Raw genomic sequence first — 18,584 nt, 5'->3', positions numbered from 1 at the left:
CCGTGCCGGGCGTGAGTACGTGTTCACTCAGGGCTGCAAACATCCATTCCCCCCGCGTTGTTCCGTATCCTGTGCCCGCACATTTTCTGTCAGTTCGCTCAACAACAGCGCGAGCACGGCGCCGATGGTGTCCCGGCGGATCCGCTCGCGATCCCCGGAGAGCGCCAGTCGGCGCACCGCCCCGTCACCGGCCGGGCCCCGCACGGCCACGAAGACCGTGCCCACCGGCTGCCCGTCCTGGGCGTCCGGCCCGGCCACACCGGTCGTCGCGATGCCCCAGTCGGCGCCCAGCACCCGCCGCACACCGCCCGCCATCTGGCGCGCGACCTCGGCGTCCACCGCCCCGCGCGCCGCCAGCAGATCCCCGTCGACGCCCAGCAGCTCCCGCTTGAGATCGGTGGCATACGCCGTGACCGAGCCGCGAAGCACCCGTGAGGCTCCGGGGACGGCGGTCAGGGCGCCCGCCACCAGGCCGCCGGTCAGCGACTCGGCCACCGCCAGCGTCTGCCCCCGGCCGGCCAGCAGCTCCAGGGCCTCGACCGCGGCGGAACCCGGTCCGCTCATCGGCCGGCGTCCCGGTCCGCGCCCTCCGCCCGGGCCACCTGTTCGGCCTGTTCGTCCTGCCCGGCGCGCTCCCGGGCCAGGCCGGCCCGGCGCAACATCACGGCCTGCCGGACGTAGTCGAGCCCGGTCACGACCGTCAGCACCACGGCCACCGCCATCACCCACCAGCGGAGGGTGGCCAGCGGTCCGGTCAGCACCAGCACGTACATACCGGTCGCGGTGCCCTGCGCCAATGTCTTGATCTTGCCGCCACGACTGGCCGGAATCACTCCGTGCTTGATCACCCAGAACCGCATCAGGGTGATCCCGAGCTCCCGGAAGAGGATCACGCCCGTCACCCACCAGGGCAGATCACCCAGCGCCGACAGACAGATCAGCGCGGCACCCATGATCGCCTTGTCCGCGATCGGGTCGGCGATCTTGCCGAAGTCGGTGACCAGGTTGTACGTGCGCGCCAGATGCCCGTCGAAGACATCGGTGATCATGGCGACGGCGAAGGCGGCCCAGGCGAACGCGCGCCAGGCCGGATCGGTCCCGTTGTCGTGTATCAGCAGCATGACGAAGGCCGGGACCAGCACCAGCCGCAGCATCGTCAGAACGTTGGCGATGTTCCACAGCCCGACTTGCCGGACGGACGGCGCCGGGCGCGGCCCACCAGCTGCGGAAGCCGGGACTCCGGTCATCTGCCCGCCTCCTCGGTACACCCCGTGCCGTCCACCGACAGCACCTCCGCCACGAGGTCCACGCCCTCGCTGGCCACCACCTTTGCTTCGACCATACGGCCGGGGCCGAGGTCCAGGCCGGTCGACAGCAGGGTGACGCCATCGGTCTCCGGCGCCTGGTGCGCCGCCCGCCCCACGAGGCCGTCCTCGTCGTCGATCCGGTCGACCAGCACCCGCACCGTCTCGCCGATCCGCTCCTCGGCCCGCTGCGCGGTCAGCTCCTCGGCCAGCCGCGACACCCGCGCGAGCCGCTCGGCGACCACGTCCGGGTCGACCTTGTGCTCGTACGAGGCGGCCTCGGTGCCGTCCTCGTCGGAGTAGCCGAAGACGCCGATGGCGTCGAGCCGGGCCTCGGTGAGGAAGCGCTCCAGCTCCGCCAGGTCGCCTTCGCTCTCCCCGGGGAAGCCGACGATGAAGTTGGAGCGGGCGCCGGCCTGCGGCGCCTTCGCCCGGATCCGCGCCAGCAGCTCCAGGAAGCGGTCGGTGTCGCCGAAGCGCCGCATCGCCCGCAGCACACCGGGCGCGGAGTGCTGGAAGGACAGATCGAAGTACGGCACGACCTTGTCCGTGCCGGTCAGCACATCGATCAGCCCGGGCCGCATCTCGGCCGGCTGCAGGTAGCTGACCCGGATCCGCTCGATGCCGTCGACGGCCGCCAGCTCCGGCAGCAGCGTCTCCAGCAGGCGGATGTCGCCGAGGTCCTTGCCGTAGGAGGTGTTGTTCTCGGAGACCAGCATGATCTCCTTGACGCCCTGCTCGGCCAGCCAGCGCGTCTCGCCGAGCACGTCCGAGGGGCGGCGGGAGACGAACGAACCGCGGAAGGACGGGATGGCGCAGAACGAGCAGCGCCGGTCACAGCCGGAGGCCAGCTTCACGGAGGCGATGGGGCCGGCGTCCAGGCGGCGGCGCAGCGGGGCCCTCGGCCCGGACTTCGGCGCGACGCCCTCCGGAAGGTCCTCGGGGGCGGACGCCAATGCGTCCCCGTGCCCCGGGAGGGCCACGTCGGCCCCCTGCCGCTCGGCCGGGCTGATCGGCAGCAGCTTGCGGCGGTCGCGCGGGGTGTGCGAGGCGTGGATGCCGCCGCTCAGGATGGTCTGGAGGCGATCGGAGATATCGGCGTAGTCGTCGAAGCCGAGCACACCATCGGCCTCGGGCAGCGCCTCCGCGAGCTCCTTGCCGTAGCGCTCGGCCATACAGCCGACGGCGACCACGGCCTGGGTTCTGCCGCCCTCCTCGCGCGCCGCGGTCTTCAGATCGTTGGCTTCCAGCAGGGCATCGACGGAGTCCTTCTTGGCGGCCTCGACGAATCCGCAGGTGTTGACGACGGCGACATCGGCATCGGCGGCTTCCTCGACCAGCTCCCAGCCGTCCGCCGCCAGGCGGCCTGCGAGCTCCTCCGAGTCCACCTCGTTACGGGCGCAGCCAAGGGTGACAAGGGCGACGGTACGGCGTTCGGGCATAGGGCTCAGCCTACTTCGTCCCGGACACCCCTTTGGCGCGCAGGTCTCCGCCGCCGGTCCCGGGCGCCCCGGCGCCCGTGGCGGACACCTGCCGTACGGCGGCGGTCAGCCCGCCTGCGGGTCCCCCGGCGTATAGCTGAGCCGCTCCACCGGCCCCTTCTTGCCGATCTCCTTGACCTCCTTGCCATTGACGTACAGCTGTACGGCCGGGGCATTGCCGAGGACCAGGTCGATCCGCTGCTTGTCGGTGAATGTCTTGGATTCGCCCCGCTTGAGCAGGCTGTCCTCCAGCAGCTTGCCGCTGCCGTCCTTGGCGGAGACCCAGCTCTGGCCGTCACGGGCGGTGACCTTGATGGTGACCTTGTCCTTCGGCAGGCCGGCCACCGCGCTGTCGGAGGGCTCGGGCAGCGGAGGCTTGATCGTCGAGGGGTGGCGGGTGGGGGCCGGCGCCGGCTTCGCATGGGAGCCGCCGGCCACGATCGGCCCCTTGTCGCCACCGTCCCCACCGGAGAACAGCGTGAAGCCGACGAAACCGACCACGGCGACGATCGCCGCGACCATCGCGGCGGTCCAGTTGGGCCGGCGCGGCTCGGAGCGGATCCGCTCGGTCTCGAAGATCGGGGCGGAGAGATCGGTCGGGGTGGGCCGCCCGCCGTGTTCGGCATCGAACAGGTCGATCAGCGGCCCGGGGTCGAGGGAGACGGCGCGGGCGACCGCTCTGATGTGTCCCCGGGCGTAGACGTCGCCGCCACAGCGCGAGAAATCGTCCTGCTCGATCGCGTGCACGATGGGGATGCGCACCCGTGTCGTCGTACTGACCTCTTCGACGGTCAGTCCCGCCGCGATACGGGCCTGCTGGAGGGCACGACCGACGGAAGGCCGGTCTGCTTCGGGGGAGTTGCCGATGGACACGGGGGCGCCTTTCGAGCGTGTAGCCACCTGCTGGAAGTTCAGTCTAGGGGTGGAGCGAAAGGGTCGGGCAAGCGGAAGAGCGGGGTTTGTACGCCATCGGAACGCCCGCGGGGTGCCGTACAGGCCACTGATGAAGCATCGTCCCCTCGCCTCCCTCAACTTGACGTATCGACAGGAGAAATGGTTGCGGGATCTGCTCGTACGGGTGAACCAGCCACGCCTGGGGTGAACGGCCCGGGTCAGCGACCCGGATGTATGTGCTACCCAGTAGCCTCCCCCCGGATCACCGCCAGCACTCCGTCCAATTCATCCGGCTTCACCAGGACGTCCCGCGCCTTGGAGCCCTCGCTCGGCCCGACGATGTTCCGCGACTCCATCAGGTCCATCAGCCGCCCCGCCTTGGCGAAGCCCACCCGCAGCTTGCGCTGGAGCATCGACGTCGACCCGAACTGGGTGGAAACCACCAGCTCAGCCGCCTGGCACAGCAGATCGAGGTCATCGCCGATGTCCTCGTCGATCTCCTTCTTCTGCTTGCCGCCCACGGTGACGTCGTCGCGGAAGACCGGCGCCATCTGGTCCTTGCAGTGCTGGACGACGGCCGCGACCTCGGGCTCGGCCACGAAAGCGCCCTGCATACGCACCGGCTTGTTCGCGCCCATCGGCAGGAACAGCCCGTCACCCTTGCCGATGAGCTTCTCGGCGCCCGGCTGGTCGAGGATGACCCGGCTGTCGGCCAGGGACGAGGTGGCGAACGCGAGCCGGGACGGCACATTGGCCTTGATCAGGCCCGTCACGACATCGACGGACGGACGCTGGGTGGCGAGCACCAGATGGATACCGGCGGCGCGGGCGAGCTGGGTGATGCGGACGATCGCGTCCTCCACATCACGCGGCGCGACCATCATCAGGTCCGCCAGCTCATCGACGATCACCAGCAGATACGGGTACGGCTGGAGCTCCCGTTCGCTGCCCTCGGGGGTGGTGAGCTTGCCGTCGCGTACGGCCTGGTTGAAGTCGTCGATGTGCCGGTACCCGAACGCCGCCAGGTCGTCGTAGCGCAGATCCATCTCGCGGACGACCCACTGCAGCGCCTCGGCCGCGCGCTTGGGGTTGGTGATGATCGGCGTGATCAGGTGCGGAATGCCCTCGTACGCGGTCAGCTCCACCCGCTTGGGGTCGACCAGGACCATCCGGACGTCCTCGGGCGTGGCCCGCATCATGATCGAGGTGATCAGGCAGTTGATGCAGGACGACTTGCCGGAACCGGTGGCGCCGGCGACGAGGACATGCGGCATCTTCGCGAGGTTCGCCATCACATAGCCGCCCTCGACGTCCTTGCCGAGCGCGACCAGCATCGGGTGCTCGTCCTCGGCGGCGTCGGCGAGGCGCAGCACATCGCCGACGTTGACCATCTCGCGGTCGGTGTTCGGGATCTCGATGCCGACCGCGGACTTGCCCGGGATCGGGCTGATGATGCGGACGTCGGGGCTGGCCACGGCGTACGCGATGTTCTTGGCCAGCGCGGTGATCTTCTCGACCTTGACGGCCGGGCCGAGCTCGACCTCGTAGCGGGTGACCGTCGGGCCGCGGGTGAAGCCGGTGACCGCGGCGTCGACCTTGAACTCCTGGAAGACCGTGGTCAGCGCGGTCACTATGGCGTCGTTCGCGGCACTGCGGGTCTTGCCGGGGCCACCCCGGGAAAGCAGGTCCAGCGGCGGCAGCGCGTAGGTGATGTCGCCGGACAGCTGCAGCTGCTCGGCGCGTGGCGGCAGATCGCCGGACGGCTCGGGCGGGGCCTTGGTGAAGTCGGGTACGGACGAGGTGGGCGCGGCGGCCGCCGGCCCGGGCTCGGCACCGCGGGCCGGGGGGACGGTGCCGGCCGGTGCCACGTCGGCCGGGCCGGCCGGGCTGTCGTCGTGGCCGTGGTCCCGGCGCTCGCCGGAGACGCTGGTGCTGAGCCCGGCGACGAGCGGCGAGGGCTGGACACCGTGCAGCACCGCGCCGTCCAGCGCGGCGGCCGCCGCGGCGGCGACGTCCACCGCGTCCATCGGCCGGTCCGCGGCGGGCCGGGCGGAGGCCCGGCGCGGCCGGTGCCGCTTGGCCGGCGCCGCTTCCTCCATGGCGTCCGGGTCCTGCCCGTCCGGTGCCGCGGCGGCGCTGCGGCGCGGTGTGCGCACCGGCTGCTCGCGCCACTCCTCGGCGTACTCCCCGTACGCGTCGTACTCCCCGTACCCCCCGGCCCGGTCGTGGCCCGCCTCGGACTCCACGGGGTGGATCACGCCCAGCCGGACGCCGAGCGCCCGCAGCCGCTGCGGGATGGCGTTCACCGGCGTCGCGGTGACCACCAGCAGCCCGAAGAGCGTCAGCAGGGCGAGCAGCGCCACGGCGAGGGTCTGGCCGACGGTGAAGATCAGCGGCTTGGAGGCGACCCACCCGAGGTAGCCGCCGGCGTCCTGTATGGCGGCGAGGCCGTCGTTCCGGCCCGGCGATCCGCAGGCCATCGCGACCTGTCCGAGGACACCGACGACCAGCGCCGAGAGCCCGATGACGATCCGTCCGTTGGCCTCCGGCTGCTCCGGGTGCCGGATGAGGCGTACCGCGATGCCGCCGAGCAGTATCGGTACGACCAGGTCGAGCCGGCCGAACGCGCCGGTCACCAGCAGGGCGACGAGGTCCCCCACCGGGCCGCTCAGGTTGGACCAGGTGCCGGCCGCGATCACCAGCGCCAGGCCGAGCAGCCCGAGCGCCAGCCCGTCCTTGCGGTGCGCCGGGTCGAGGTTCTTGGCGCCGCGGCCCATCCCGCGGAACAGCGCCCCGATGGCGTGCGCGAGCCCGAGCCAGCAGGCGCGGACGAGGCGGTAGACGCCGCCGGTCGGTGACGGCGCCGGCTGCGGCGCGGGCCGCCTGGCGGCCGCCTTCTTGGCCGGGGCTCTCTTCGCCCCCGCCTTCCCGGCCGCCTTCCCCGCTGTCTTCTTCACCGGCGGTTTCGCGGGCGCCCGCTTCGCGGCGGTCTTCTTGGCCGCGCCTCCGGTCCGTCCGGCGCGCTGCTTCGAGGGGCCCGCCGTGCTCTGGGTTCCCTTGCCGGACGTACGTGAGGCCATGCCGACGAGATTACAGGCGAACACTGACATGGCACGAGCGCACACGGCTTCACCCATCCGTGTCGCGCCCGGGTCGTGAAGGGGCGTCAGCGGCCCTACGGCCGCCCCCGGGTCACCCCGAGGCGCTCCCCGTCCCCGGCTCCAGGGCATCCAGGGCCCGGCGCAGGCCGGTCAGTTTGCGCTCCAGATGCGCGGCGGTGGCCACCGCCGCGGCGTCCGCGGTCTCGTTCAGCTGCTTGGAGAGCGCTTCGGCCTGCTCCTCGACCGCGGCCAGCCGCGCGGAGAGCTCGGCGAGCAGCCCCGCGGACTCCTTCGCCTCATCGGCGCTCGCCCGGCCGCCGCCGCTCTCCAGTTGCAGCCGCAGCAGGGAGGCCTGCTCGCGCAGTTGGCAGTTCTTCATGTACAGCTCGACGAAGACCGAGACCTTCGCGCGCAGCACCCATGGGTCGAACGGCTTGGAGATGTAGTCCACCGCCCCGGCCGCGTAGCCGCGGAAGGTGTGGTGCGGGCCGTGGTTGATGGCCGTGAGGAAGATGATCGGGATGTCACGGGTTCGCTCGCGCCGCTTGATGTGCGCGGCGGTCTCGAAACCGTCCATCCCCGGCATCTGCACATCGAGCAGAATCACCGCGAAATCGTCCGTGAGCAGTGCTTTGAGCGCTTCCTCCCCGGACGATGCCCGCACCAGTGTCTGATCGAGCGCGGAGAGGATCGCCTCCAGCGCCAGCAGATTCTCCGGCCGGTCATCGACCAGGAGGATCTTGGCCTTCTGCACCATGGCCCGTCCTCCTCGCCCCGGCATGGAACCGGACGCCGCCCCAGGGGACGGCTCCGTCACGCCGCCCGTCCTTGTGCCGGTCATGGTAGCTGCACCCCGCCTGTCGCCACACCCTGTCACCGCGATGTCACTGTGCACGTAGCGGAAACGCAGACGGAGACGAGAAGGTTCCCCGGATCCGGAGCTTCCACACGTCCGCGGCCACACTCAGTCAGCACGCGATGATCCTCTTTCGGCTCCCATACTGGCGCCCCGTCACTCCGCCCGCATCCATTGCTGCATGACCGACAGCAGATGATCTGTGTCCACCGGCTTGGTGACGTAGTCGGAGGCCCCGGAGTCGATGCTCTTCTCCCGGTCGCCCTTCATCGCCTTCGCGGTCAGCGCGATGATGGGCAGCCCGGCGAACTGCGGCATCCGGCGGATCGCGGCCGTGGTCGCGTACCCGTCCATCTCCGGCATCATGATGTCCATCAGCACCAGCACGATGTCATCGTGCTGCTCCAGCACCTCGATGCCCTCCCGGCCGTTCTCGGCGTACAGCACCGACAGGCCGTGCTGCTCCAGCACGCTGGTGAGCGCGAAGACATTGCGGATGTCGTCGTCGACGATCAGCACCTTCTCACCGTGGAAGCCGCCCTCGAAGCCCGGGTCCACCAGGTCCTGGCCGTTGCCGAGCCAGTGCTCGTCCCCGGACGGCTGGACGGCCGGCTGGGACGCCACCTGGGGCATGTGCTGCGGCGGCGCGGACGGCTGCTGGCCCGGCAGCGCGAAGCGGCGCTGGGCGCCCGACACCGCCCGGCGGCGGCGCCGGCTGAGGCTGCCCCCGCCCGTCCGGCGGTCCTCCGGCTGCTCGCTCTCGTGCCCGCCGGCCTCCGTCTCGTGCGCCTCCGCGTCCATCGCCAGCCCGCCGGCCACCAGCTGCGGGTAGCCCTGCGGCGGCAGCCCGCCCGGGTTGTGCGGCAGGTAGAGCGTGAACGTGGAGCCGCGGTTGGGCTCGCTCTGCGCGTGGATCTCACCGCCCAGCAGCCGGGCGATCTCCCGGCTGATGGACAGGCCCAGGCCGGTGCCCCCGTACTTGCGGCTGGTCGTGCCGTCCGCCTGTTTGAAGGCCTCGAAGATCACCCGCATCTTGCTGGACGCGATGCCGATACCGGTGTCGGTCACCGAGAAGGCGATCATGTCGGCGTTCGGGTCCCGCAGCGAGCCGTGCTCCAGCAACTGCTCGCGGATCGCGACCGGAACGTCCGCGCCGGCCGGCCGGATGACCAGTTCGACGGCGCCGGTATCGGTGAACTTCACCGCGTTGGACAGCAGGTTGCGCAGCACCTGCAACAGTCGCTGCTCGTCGGTGTGGAGCGTGGCCGGCAGCTCCGGGGAGACCCGTACGGAGAAGTCGAGCCCCTTCTCCGCGGTCAGCGGCCGGAACGTGGCCTCCACATAGTCGACGAGCTGGACCAGCGCGATCCGCGTCGGGCTGACGTCCATCTTGCCGGCCTCGACCTTCGACAGGTCCAGGATGTCGTTGATCAGCTGCAGCAGGTCGGAACCGGCGCCATGGATCGTCTCGGAGAACTCGACCTGCTTCGGGGAGAGGTTCCCCTCCGCGTTGTCGGCCAGCAACTTGGCCAGAATCAGCAGGGAGTTCAGCGGCGTCCGCAGCTCGTGCGACATGTTCGCCAGGAACTCCGACTTGTAGCGCATGGAGACCGCGAGCTGCTCGGCGCGCTCCTCCAGGACCTGCCGCGCCTCCTCGATCTCGGAGTTCTTGATCTCGATGTCGCGGTTCTGCGCCCGCAGCTGCTCGGCCTTCTCCTCCAGCTCCGAGTTGGACAGCTCCAGCGCCCGCTGCCGGCTCTCCAACTCGCCCGACCGCTCCTTGAGTTGCTCGGTCAGTTCCTGCGACTGCTTGAGCAGCACCTCGGTCTTGGTGTTGACGGAGATGGTGTTGACGCTCGTCGCGATCATCTCGGCGATCTGGCTGAGGAAGTCCTTCTGGATCTGGGTGAACGGCTGGAAGGACGCCAGCTCGATCACGCCGAGCACCTTGTCCTCGAAGAGCACCGGCAGCACGATGATGTTCGCCGGCGGCGCCTCGCCCAGCCCGGACGCGATCTTCAGATAGCCGGAGGGCACGTTCTCCACCAGGATCGTCCGGCCCTCCTCCGCGGCCGTACCGATCAGCGTCTCGCCCGGCTGGAAGGCCGTCGGCATCCCGCCCATGGCGTAGCCGTACGAGCCCATCAGCCGCAGCTCGTACGCGCCCGCCTCGCCGCCGTCCGCACCGATCTCCCGGCTGTCCGGCTGCGCCGCGAGGAAGAACGCGCCGTGCTGGGCGGAGACCGCGGGCGACAGCTCGCTCATGATGAGCGTGGCGACGTCCTTGAGGTCGCGCCGCCCCTGCATCAGACCGGAGATCCGGGCCAGGTTGCCCTTGAGCCAGTCCTGTTCCTCGTTGGCCAGGGTGGTCTCGCGGAGCGTGGAGATCATCGTGTTGACGTTGTCCTGGAGTTCCAGGATCTCGCCGGCCGCGTCCACATCGATCCGTACGTTGTGGTCGCCGAGGGTCACCGCGGCGGCGACCGCGGCGATGGCGCGCACCTGACGGGTCAGGTTGCCGGCCATCTCGTTCACCGACTCGGTCAGGTCCCGCCAGGTGCCGGCCACCCCCCGCACCTGCGCCTGGCCGCCCAGCTGGCCTTCCGTACCCACCTCACGAGCCACCCTGGTGACCTCTTCGGCGAAGGACGACAGCTGGTCGACCATGGTGTTGATGGTGGTCTTCAGCGCCAGGATCTCACCGCGCGCGTCGATGTCGATCTTCTTGGTCAGATCGCCCTTGGCGATGGCCGTGGTGACCATCGCGATGTTGCGGACCTGGCCGGTCAGGTTGTTGGCCATCGAGTTCACGGACTCGGTGAGGTCCTTCCACGTTCCGGCGACGCCGGGAACACGGGCCTGACCGCCCAGGATGCCGTCGGTGCCCACCTCGCGGGCCACCCGCGTGACCTCGTCGGCGAACGACGACAGCGTGGTGACCATCGTGTTGACCGTGTCGGCGAGCTGCGCCACCTCGCCGCGCGCCTCCACCGTGACCTTCTTGGTGAGGTCGCCGTTGGCGACCGCCGCCGAGACCTGGGAGATGTTCCGCACCTGGATGGTCAGGTTGTTGGCCATCAGGTTGACGTTGTCGGTGAGGTCCAGCCAGATACCGGTCGCGCCCGGCACCCGCGCCTGGCCGCCCAGTTGGCCCTCGGTGCCCACCTCACGGGCCACCCGGGTCACCTGCTCGGCGAACGACGACAGCTGGTCGACCATCGTGTTGACGGTCGTGACGAGTTCGAGGATCTCGCCCTTGGCATCGACGGTGATCTTCTTGGAGAGGTCACCGCGGGCGACCGCGGTCGTCACCTCGGCGATGTTGCGCACCTGGGACGTCAGGTTGTTCGCCATGAAGTTGACGGACTGGGTGAGGTCCTTCCACGTACCGCTGACGCCCTGTACCTCGGCCTGGCCGCCCAGGATGCCCTCGGTGCCCACCTCGCGGGCGACCCGGGTGACCTGCTCCGCGAACGAGGAGAGCTGGTCGACCATCGTGTTCAGGGTGTTCTTCAGCTCCAGGATCTCGCCCCGGGCGTCCGCGTCGATCTTCTGCGACAGGTCGCCGCGCGCGACCGCCGTGGCGACCTGCGCGATATTGCGGACCTGAGCCGTCAGGTTGCCGGCCATGCCGTTCACCGAGTCGGTCAGGTCGCGCCATACGCCCGCGACACCGGGCACCTGCGCCTGACCGCCCAGCCGGCCGTCCGTACCGACCTCCCGGGCGACCCGGGTGACCTGCTCGGCGAACGCCGAGAGCTGGTCGACCATCGTGTTGATGGTGTTCTTCAGCTCCAGGATCTCGCCACGCGCGTCCACATCGATCTTCTGGGACAGGTCACCGCGCGCGACCGCCGTCGTCACCTGCGCGATCTGCCGCACCTGCGAAGTCAGGTTCCCCGCCATGAAGTTGACGGAGTCGGTCAGTTCCTTCCACGTACCGCTGACGCCGTCCACCCGGGCCTGACCGCCCAGCCGGCCCTCCGTACCCACGTCCCTGGCCATCCTCGTGACCTGGTCGGCGAACGAGGACAGCTGGTCCACCATGGTGTTGACGGTGTTCTTCAGCTGGAGCATCTCGCCGGAGACGTCGACGGTGACCTTCTGCGACAGATCGCCGTTCGCGACCGCGGTCGTCACCTGCGCGATATTGCGCACCTGGCCGGTGAGGTTGCGGAACGCGGTGTTGACGGAGTCCGTCAGGTCCTTCCACGTCCCCGCCGCGCCGGGCACCGCCGCCTGGCCGCCCAGCTCGCCCTCGACGCCGATCTCCCGCGCCACTCGCGTCACTTCGGCACCGAACGCGGAGAGCTGGTCCACCATCGTGTTGACGGTGTTCTTCAACTCCAGCATCTCACCGGCCACATCGACGGTGACCTTCTGCGACAGATCCCCGTTCGCGACCGCGGTCGTCACCTGCGCGATGTCCCGCACCTGACCCGTCAGGTTGCGGAACGCGTTGTTCACCGAATCGGTGAGGTCCTTCCACGTCCCGGCCGCGCCCGGCACCTGCGCCTGGCCGCCCAGCTGCCCCTCGGCCCCGACCTCGTTCGCCACCCGCGTCACTTCGTCCGCGAAGGTCCGCAGCGTCTCGGTCATGATGTTGATGGTGTCGGCGAGCTGCGCGACCTCGCCGCGCGCGCTGACCGTGACCTTCTGCGACAGGTCGCCGTTCGCGACCGCCGTGGTGACCTGGGCGATCCCGCGCACCTGCGCGGTGAGGTTGCCGGCCATCAGGTTGACGGAGTCGGTCAGGTCCTTCCACACGCCGGCCACCCCGGGGACCTGCGCCTGACCGCCGAGCTCGCCCTCCGTACCGACCTCGCGGGCGACCCGGGTCACCTCGGACGCGAAGGAGGACAGCTGGTCGACCATCGTGTTGACGGTGTTCTTCAGCTCGAGCATCTCGCCGGCGACATGCACCGTCACCTTGCGCGACAGATCGCCCTTGGCGACCGCGGTGGTGACGAGAGCAATGTCACGCACCTGGGCTGTCAGCCGGGATGCCATGGTGTTGACGGATTCCGTCAGGTCCTTCCACGAACCGGACATTCCGCGCACCCGCGCCTGGCCGCCGAGCTTGCCCTCCGTACCGACCTCACTGGCCACCCGCGTGACCTCGTCGGTGAACGCGGAGAGCTGGTCGACCAGCCCGTTGACCGTCCGGCCGACCTTGAGGAACTCACCGCGCAGCGGATGCTCCGAGGAGCCGTCCGCGCTGCGCACCCGCAGGTCCATCCGCTGTTCCAGGTCGCCCTCGGATACCGCCGACAGCACCCGTCCCACCTCGGACACCGGCCGTACCAGGTCGTCGACGAGGGCGTTCGAGGCGTCGATGGCCGCGGCCCAGGAGCCCTCGGCGGCGCCGACCTCCAGCCGCTCGGTGAGCTTTCCCTCACGCCCGACGACCCGGCGCACCCGCGCCAGCTCCCCGGTCAGATGCAGATTGCGGTCCGCGACCTCGTTGAAGACCGCCGCGATCTCCGACATCAAGCCGTCGCCGGACACCGTCAGCCGCTTGCGGAAATTCCCGTCCCGCATGGCGACCAGAGCGACCAACAGCCGGTTCAGCGCAGCCGTATCCACCTCGGTCGTCCCATTACTCCGGGATCGTCCGCCTTTCGCGCGCGTGCTTGCGCCCCGCGCCGCTGCGCCAGACTCCACCGTGTCCCTCCCGCAGGGTCGACCGTCCTACCCGGGCCTTCTCTTGAAGCCTGCCCAGTGTTTCACCCTGGCCCAACCAGGCCATAACACTTCGGCAGCATCGCATACCGTCCCACGGCACGATTGGGGCGGAAACACATGTGACCGGCATCCTCGGGTGCGGCGAAGGTAAGTAACCTGGCATACGGCTGTCCACCGCCCGGCCATGGGCCCGGGCGGTGGTGCACGCACGACAGGTATTCGGAGGGCGCCGCGACCATGGGGGAGCAGTTCACCGACACACGCATGAGGAGACCAGTGATCACCGCGCGGGCCACCGCAACATTCGAGCCGGTGGGGCGCTCGGTCGCCACTGCCCGTGCGTTCGTCCGTGACACCCTCCAGGGCTGGGGCTGCGCCGACATCGTCGACGACGCCGTCGTCCTGACCAGCGAACTGGTCACCAACGCGGTGGTGCACGCCGGCACCGCGGCCGACGTACTGTGTCTGCGCAATGACGCGGGGGTACGGATCTCCGTCGCCGACCGTTACCCCGAACGTGAGATTCCGCTCCAGAACACCGGCCAGATGATGGTCCACCCGGACCGCGAGGGCGGCCGCGGACTCCTGCTCTGCGGCGCCCTGGCCACCCGCTGGGGCGTCGAGTACACCGCCGCCCAGAAGCACGTCTGGTTCCAGCTCGACCTCCCCGAGCGCCCCGCCGGCACCCGCTCCGCCGGCCCCGCCCTCCCCGTCGACGCCCTCCCGGTCACCGACACCCGCGTCCGCGTCGCGGTGGCCCAGATCGACCGCGGCGGCTGCATCAGCTTCTGGAACGAGGACGCCCAGGAGCTCTTCGGCTACGACTCCGAGCAGGTCATCGGCAAACCGCTCACCGACCTCGCCGCCTGGCCGCACACCCCCGGCACCGGCACCGGCATCGCCGAGGCCCTCCAGCTCTCCCGCTGGGAGGGCTCGTACGGCATGCGGGACGCCGACGGCCGGGTCGTCCCCGTATACGCCTCCCACCTGCGCGTCCGCGACGCCGACGGTGAAGCCTCCACGGTCTGCCTCCTGGTGCGCGACCACGAACGCGCGATCCTCCAGAGCCCCCCGCGCACCCCCGCACCGGACACCGCCGCCCAGACCTCCCCGTCCGCCCAGTCGGCGCTTCACCCCGCCGACCCCTTCGAGGTCTTCATCGGCTCCCCCGCCCCCGACGATCTCGACGGCCTGCTCCAGCGCACCGTCGAACGCGCCCGCGACATGCTCGACGGCGACGCCGCCTACCTGCTGCTGGCCACCGACGACGAGACCGAGCTGGAGGTCCGGGCCTCCACGGGCCTGCCCTCCGCCCGCCAGCGCTTCGCCCGCGTCCCCGTCGAGGCCGGAACCGGACGCTACGGCTCCGCCCGGATGCCCGCCGTCCACGAGGACCTCACCGCCGTCCCCGGCGCCGTCCCCCTGCTCAGCGGCACGGGCATGCGCTCGGTCGTCACCGTCCCGCTGAAGGTCGAGGGCCGGCTCACCGGCTCCCTCGGCGTCGCCGCGGAGAGCCCCGGCCGCTATACGAACGAAGAGGCCCTGCGCCTCCAGTTCGCCGCCGACCGCATCGCCCTCGCCGTCGAACGCGCCCGCCTGACCGAACTGGAGAAGCTGCGCCGCGGCTCCCTCTCCTTCCTCGTCGAGGCCTCCGACCTGCTGGCCGGCACCCTCGACCGGGACCAGACCCTGGCCCTGATGGCCCAGATGACCGTCCCCACTCTCGCGACGTGGTGCGCCGTCTACACCGTCGCCGACCAAGCCTCCGAGCCCGAGCTCTCCTACGTCCTGCACGAGGACGAGGACCGCATCGACGGGCTCAAGACCCTCCTGATGAAGGTCGACCCGCCCGAGCCGGTCCCCACCCCCGGCGCCCGCGTCTGGACCGCCCCCGGCGACGCCGCGCACGACGCCGCCCTGCGCACCTCCATGCGCAGCCTGGGCCTGGGCGACTCTGCCCGCCCGTCCACCGGCCCCGGCGCCACGCTCGCCACCGCCGCGGCCGTCGGCGGGGAGACCGTCGTCCTCCCCCTCGTCGCCCGCAACCGCGTCATCGGCATGCTCACCCTCGGCAAACCCACCGAGGAGCACTTCCGCCAGGAGATCCTCGAACTCGCCGAGGACCTCTCCCGGCGCGCCGCACTCGCCCTGGACAACGCCCGCCTCTACTCCGAGCGCACGGCCATCAGCCAGTCCCTCCAGCGCAGCCTGCTGCCCCCGGAGCAGCCCGAGGTCCCGGGCGTCGAGGTGGAGGTCATCTACCGCGCGGCCGGCGAGGGCAACGAGGTCGGCGGTGACTTCTACGACCTCTTCCCGATCCGCGACGGCGCGTACGGCTTCGCCATCGGCGACGTCTGCGGTACGGGCCCGGAGGCCGCGGCGGTCACCGGCCTGGCCCGGCACGCCCTCCGCCTCCTCGCCCGCGAGGGCTTCGGCGGCCCCGCCGTCCTGGAACGGCTCAACGCCGCCATCCTCGACGAAGGCGCCCGCAGCCGCTTCCTGACGCTCCTCTACGGCGAACTGTGGCCCCAGGACGACGGCAGCGCACTCCTCAAGGTCGTCTGCGCCGGCCATCCCCTGCCGCTCCGCCTGCGCCAGAACGGCACGGTCGAACCGGCCGCCGAGCCCCAGCCCCTGCTGGGCGTCATGGACGACCTCGAACTCTACGAACAGACCGTCACCCTCGACCCCGGCGACGTCCTGCTGTGCGTCACCGACGGCGTCACCGAACGCCGCGAGGGCACCCGCATGCTCGGCGACGACGGCCTCACCGACGTCCTGATGAGCTGTACGGGCCTGACGGCCGGCGCCGTCGCCGCCCGCGTCCTGCGCGCCGTGGAACGCTTCGCCGCCGAACCGGCCTCCGACGACATGGCCATCCTCGCCATGCGCGTCCCCGAGTCCCGGGCCGGCTGAACTGAGGGCGGCGGCCACCGGCCCCTGTGGCCCGCCTCACATCCGATCGGCCGCTCCCCCGCCGCCACCAGCACCCTTGCCCCGCACGCACGGCACCCCTGCCCACAGTGCACTGGAGTCATCCGCAACCCCCGCCCACGATACGGACCATGACTCCTGCCACCACCGCCCGTCCGGGCACGCCCGGCGATCTACTCGCCGTCGTCAGCCAGACCGGCCCCACTGTCACCTTCTTCGACGCCACCACCCACGAGCGCCTCGACGTCCTCACCGTCCCCCCGCAGCCCCACGAACTGTGCTTCGACCCGGACCGCCGACTGCTGTACTGCGCCAGCACCTACCAGTCCGGCTTCTACCACGCCAACACCGGCCGTTCGCACGAGATCACCGTCATCGACGTCGACACCCGCACCATCGTCGCCACCCTCGACATCAGCCCCGACCACGCCCCTCACGGCCTGGCCCTCGACCGCGAGCGCGCCCGCCTGTACATCAGCGTCGAGGCCACCGACACCGAGCCGGGCGGCGTCCTCGTCCTCGACAGCCGCACCCACGCCCGGCTGGGCCGTATCCCCACCATGGCCCCCGGCCCGCACTGGTTCGCCCTCACCCCCGACGGACGACACGGCTACACGACCAACAAGGAAGCCCCGTTCGTCTCCGTCGTCGACCTCGACCGCGGCGTCTGCACCGACCGCATCCCGGTCCCCGGCAGCGAGGGCCTCTCCGTCGCCCCCGACGGCCGGCATCTCTACGTCGCCGCCCCCAAGGCCGACTTCACCACTCCGCCCACCGCGCCCACAGGCGTACGCGTCATCGACACCGCCACCCACGACATCGTCCGCGTCCTCCCCACCGAGGGTGTGATCATGCCCGTCCACGCCACGGCCACCGGCATGCTCCTGGTCGGCGAACTCCGCCCGGACACCTCACCCGGGGGACCGCTCGGCTCCCAGCTCCCCGGCGTCCTCACGGTGTTCGCTCCCGAGACGCTCGCTCCCCTCGGCCAGGTGCAGGTCGGCGAGTTCCCCCTCACCATCACCTCGTCACCGGACGGCCGCTTCGGCTATGTCTCCGGAAATCTCTCCAGCACGGTGACCGTCGTCGACCTCACCACCCTGCAAGCCGTCACCACCCTCGAAGTCGACCGCACCGACATATCCGGCGCCCATGGCCTCGCCTATATCGAATCCCCGGCACAACTGCCCCCGCACAACTGACACCTGACGGGGCCACCACCACATCCACATACAGCAGAGGCCCCCACCATCCGGTGGGGGCCTCGCCCTCTGGAGCCCCAATACGGAATCGAACCGTAGACCTTCTCCTTACCATGGAGACGCTCTGCCGACTGAGCTATTGGGGCGCAGCAACAGAAAGAATATTACCCCAACTCCCCGCAGACGACGAATCGGCGCCACCACGGCTGACATACCGCCACCACCCCACTAAAAGGCCGGCGACAGCAATCCCCCCAACGCATTGCACATACTGACCATCCTGTGCAGCTCCCGCCGCGACATCCCCGCATGCACCGGCAGCGCCAGCGTCTCGTCCACCGCCCGCTCGGTCTCCGGCAGCACCACATCCCGCCGCAGCCCCGGCATCCGGTACACCGGCGCCGGTACGGGCACCGCGCAGGCAACTCCCTTGGCCCGCAAGGCCCGTGCGAACGCGTCCCGGTCCGGCCGCCCGTTCCCCGGCACCCGCACCACATACCGCTCATAGGTGTGCCCCACCGCCGCCTCCGGCGTCCGGACCCCACGGAGCCTGCTGTCCAGATACGTCACATGCTCCCGCCGCAGCTCCACCGCCCCCGGTTCCGCCCCTTCCGGATCCGTCCCGGGCTCCTCCACCACCCGCACCAACAGCCCGTGCCGCTCCCCTACTTCACGGAGCCGGCCGGCCTCGGCCCGCCGCCCGAACCGGTGCACCGCCACCACCGCGGCGGTCCGACCGGTCACCACATCCGAGACCGCGGCCGGGTCCAGGCAGTAGCTGCCACCGTCCACGTCCCCGAACACCGGCACCGCGCCCAACTCCACCACGACCCGGGCCACTTCGGCGTTCCCGTACGCCGGCACCACGACCTCGTCACCAGCACCCACACCGGCCAACTTGAGCGTTTCCAGTGTCCCCATGCCGCGGATCCTGGTCAGATGAGATGAACGTCGCGTTACACCCACCACCCAAGGACCAAAACAAAAAAGCTCTGGTCTCTGAACCACATGGGTTCAGAGACCAGAGCTGAAAATTTGTTCGGCGGCGTCCTACTCTCCCACAGGGTCCCCCCTGCAGTACCATCGGCGCTGAAAGGCTTAGCTTCCGGGTTCGGAATGTAACCGGG

The 18,584-nt window shown here is 70.4% G+C and carries 10 protein-coding genes, 1 tRNA gene and 1 rRNA gene; 2 read left to right on the top strand and 10 right to left on the bottom strand.

Annotated elements, in window-relative coordinates; genetic code table 11:
* Window positions 1–27 precede the first annotated feature (27 nt).
* The 7 genes from ACFY12_RS32405 to ACFY12_RS32375 form a co-directional block, all read right to left on the bottom strand.
* Window positions 28–564, bottom strand: a complete 537-nt coding sequence (locus ACFY12_RS32405; RefSeq protein WP_390719535.1) for a CinA family protein — start codon at window positions 562–564, stop codon at window positions 28–30.
* Window positions 561–1,247, bottom strand: coding sequence for a CDP-diacylglycerol--glycerol-3-phosphate 3-phosphatidyltransferase (gene pgsA, locus ACFY12_RS32400; protein ID WP_390719534.1), 687 nt, complete (start codon window positions 1,245–1,247; stop codon window positions 561–563). Before pgsA ends, ACFY12_RS32405 begins: the two co-directional genes overlap by 4 nt.
* Window positions 1,244–2,746, bottom strand: a complete 1,503-nt coding sequence (gene rimO, locus ACFY12_RS32395; protein WP_390719533.1) for a 30S ribosomal protein S12 methylthiotransferase RimO — start codon at window positions 2,744–2,746, stop codon at window positions 1,244–1,246. The genes pgsA and rimO overlap by 4 nt, the downstream gene beginning before the upstream one ends.
* A 105-nt stretch (window positions 2,747–2,851) precedes the next feature.
* Complete coding sequence (locus ACFY12_RS32390; protein WP_390719532.1) at window positions 2,852–3,658, bottom strand: helix-turn-helix domain-containing protein; 807 nt, start codon at window positions 3,656–3,658, stop codon at window positions 2,852–2,854.
* A 260-nt stretch (window positions 3,659–3,918) separates the two neighbouring features.
* The gene (locus ACFY12_RS32385) at window positions 3,919–6,759 is read right to left on the bottom strand and encodes a DNA translocase FtsK (RefSeq protein WP_390719531.1); all 2,841 of its coding nucleotides are present in this window, start codon (window positions 6,757–6,759) and stop codon (window positions 3,919–3,921) included.
* Window positions 6,760–6,871: 112 nt separating this feature from the next.
* Window positions 6,872–7,537: a two-component system response regulator gene (locus ACFY12_RS32380; RefSeq protein WP_390719530.1), complete on the bottom strand. Its 666-nt coding sequence runs from the start codon at window positions 7,535–7,537 to the stop codon at window positions 6,872–6,874.
* 255 nt (window positions 7,538–7,792) lie between these two features.
* The gene (locus ACFY12_RS32375) at window positions 7,793–13,300 is read right to left on the bottom strand and encodes a HAMP domain-containing protein (protein WP_390719529.1); all 5,508 of its coding nucleotides are present in this window, start codon (window positions 13,298–13,300) and stop codon (window positions 7,793–7,795) included.
* A gap of 258 nt (window positions 13,301–13,558) precedes the next feature.
* Here ACFY12_RS32375 and ACFY12_RS32370 point away from each other — a divergent pair, with 258 nt between their 5' ends.
* Both ACFY12_RS32370 and ACFY12_RS32365 read left to right on the top strand, forming a co-directional pair.
* Window positions 13,559–16,237 carry a SpoIIE family protein phosphatase gene (locus ACFY12_RS32370; RefSeq protein WP_390719528.1) on the top strand — a complete coding sequence of 893 codons (2,679 nt, stop codon included), beginning with the start codon at window positions 13,559–13,561 and terminating at the stop codon, window positions 16,235–16,237.
* A gap of 149 nt (window positions 16,238–16,386) precedes the next feature.
* Complete coding sequence (locus tag ACFY12_RS32365) at window positions 16,387–17,457, top strand: YncE family protein (protein ID WP_390719527.1); 1,071 nt, start codon at window positions 16,387–16,389, stop codon at window positions 17,455–17,457.
* A 70-nt stretch (window positions 17,458–17,527) separates the two neighbouring features.
* On the opposite strand, the gene ACFY12_RS32360 is transcribed toward ACFY12_RS32365, so the two are convergent.
* The 3 genes from ACFY12_RS32360 to rrf all read right to left on the bottom strand — a co-directional run.
* A tRNA-Thr gene (locus ACFY12_RS32360) sits at window positions 17,528–17,603 on the bottom strand.
* A gap of 82 nt (window positions 17,604–17,685) precedes the next feature.
* Window positions 17,686–18,378 (bottom strand): DegT/DnrJ/EryC1/StrS family aminotransferase, encoded by a 693-nt coding sequence (locus ACFY12_RS32355; RefSeq protein WP_390719526.1) that lies wholly within the window; start codon window positions 18,376–18,378, stop codon window positions 17,686–17,688.
* Between the two features lie 116 nt (window positions 18,379–18,494).
* Window positions 18,495–18,584 (bottom strand): 5S ribosomal RNA (rrf, locus tag ACFY12_RS32350); the annotation flags it as partial.

Source organism: Streptomyces sp. NPDC001339 (assembly GCF_042895955.1).
Lineage (GTDB): Bacteria > Actinomycetota > Actinomycetes > Streptomycetales > Streptomycetaceae > Streptomyces.
The sequence above is the reverse complement of the archived record's forward strand: the minus strand, read 5'-3'. Positions and strand labels throughout refer to the sequence as shown.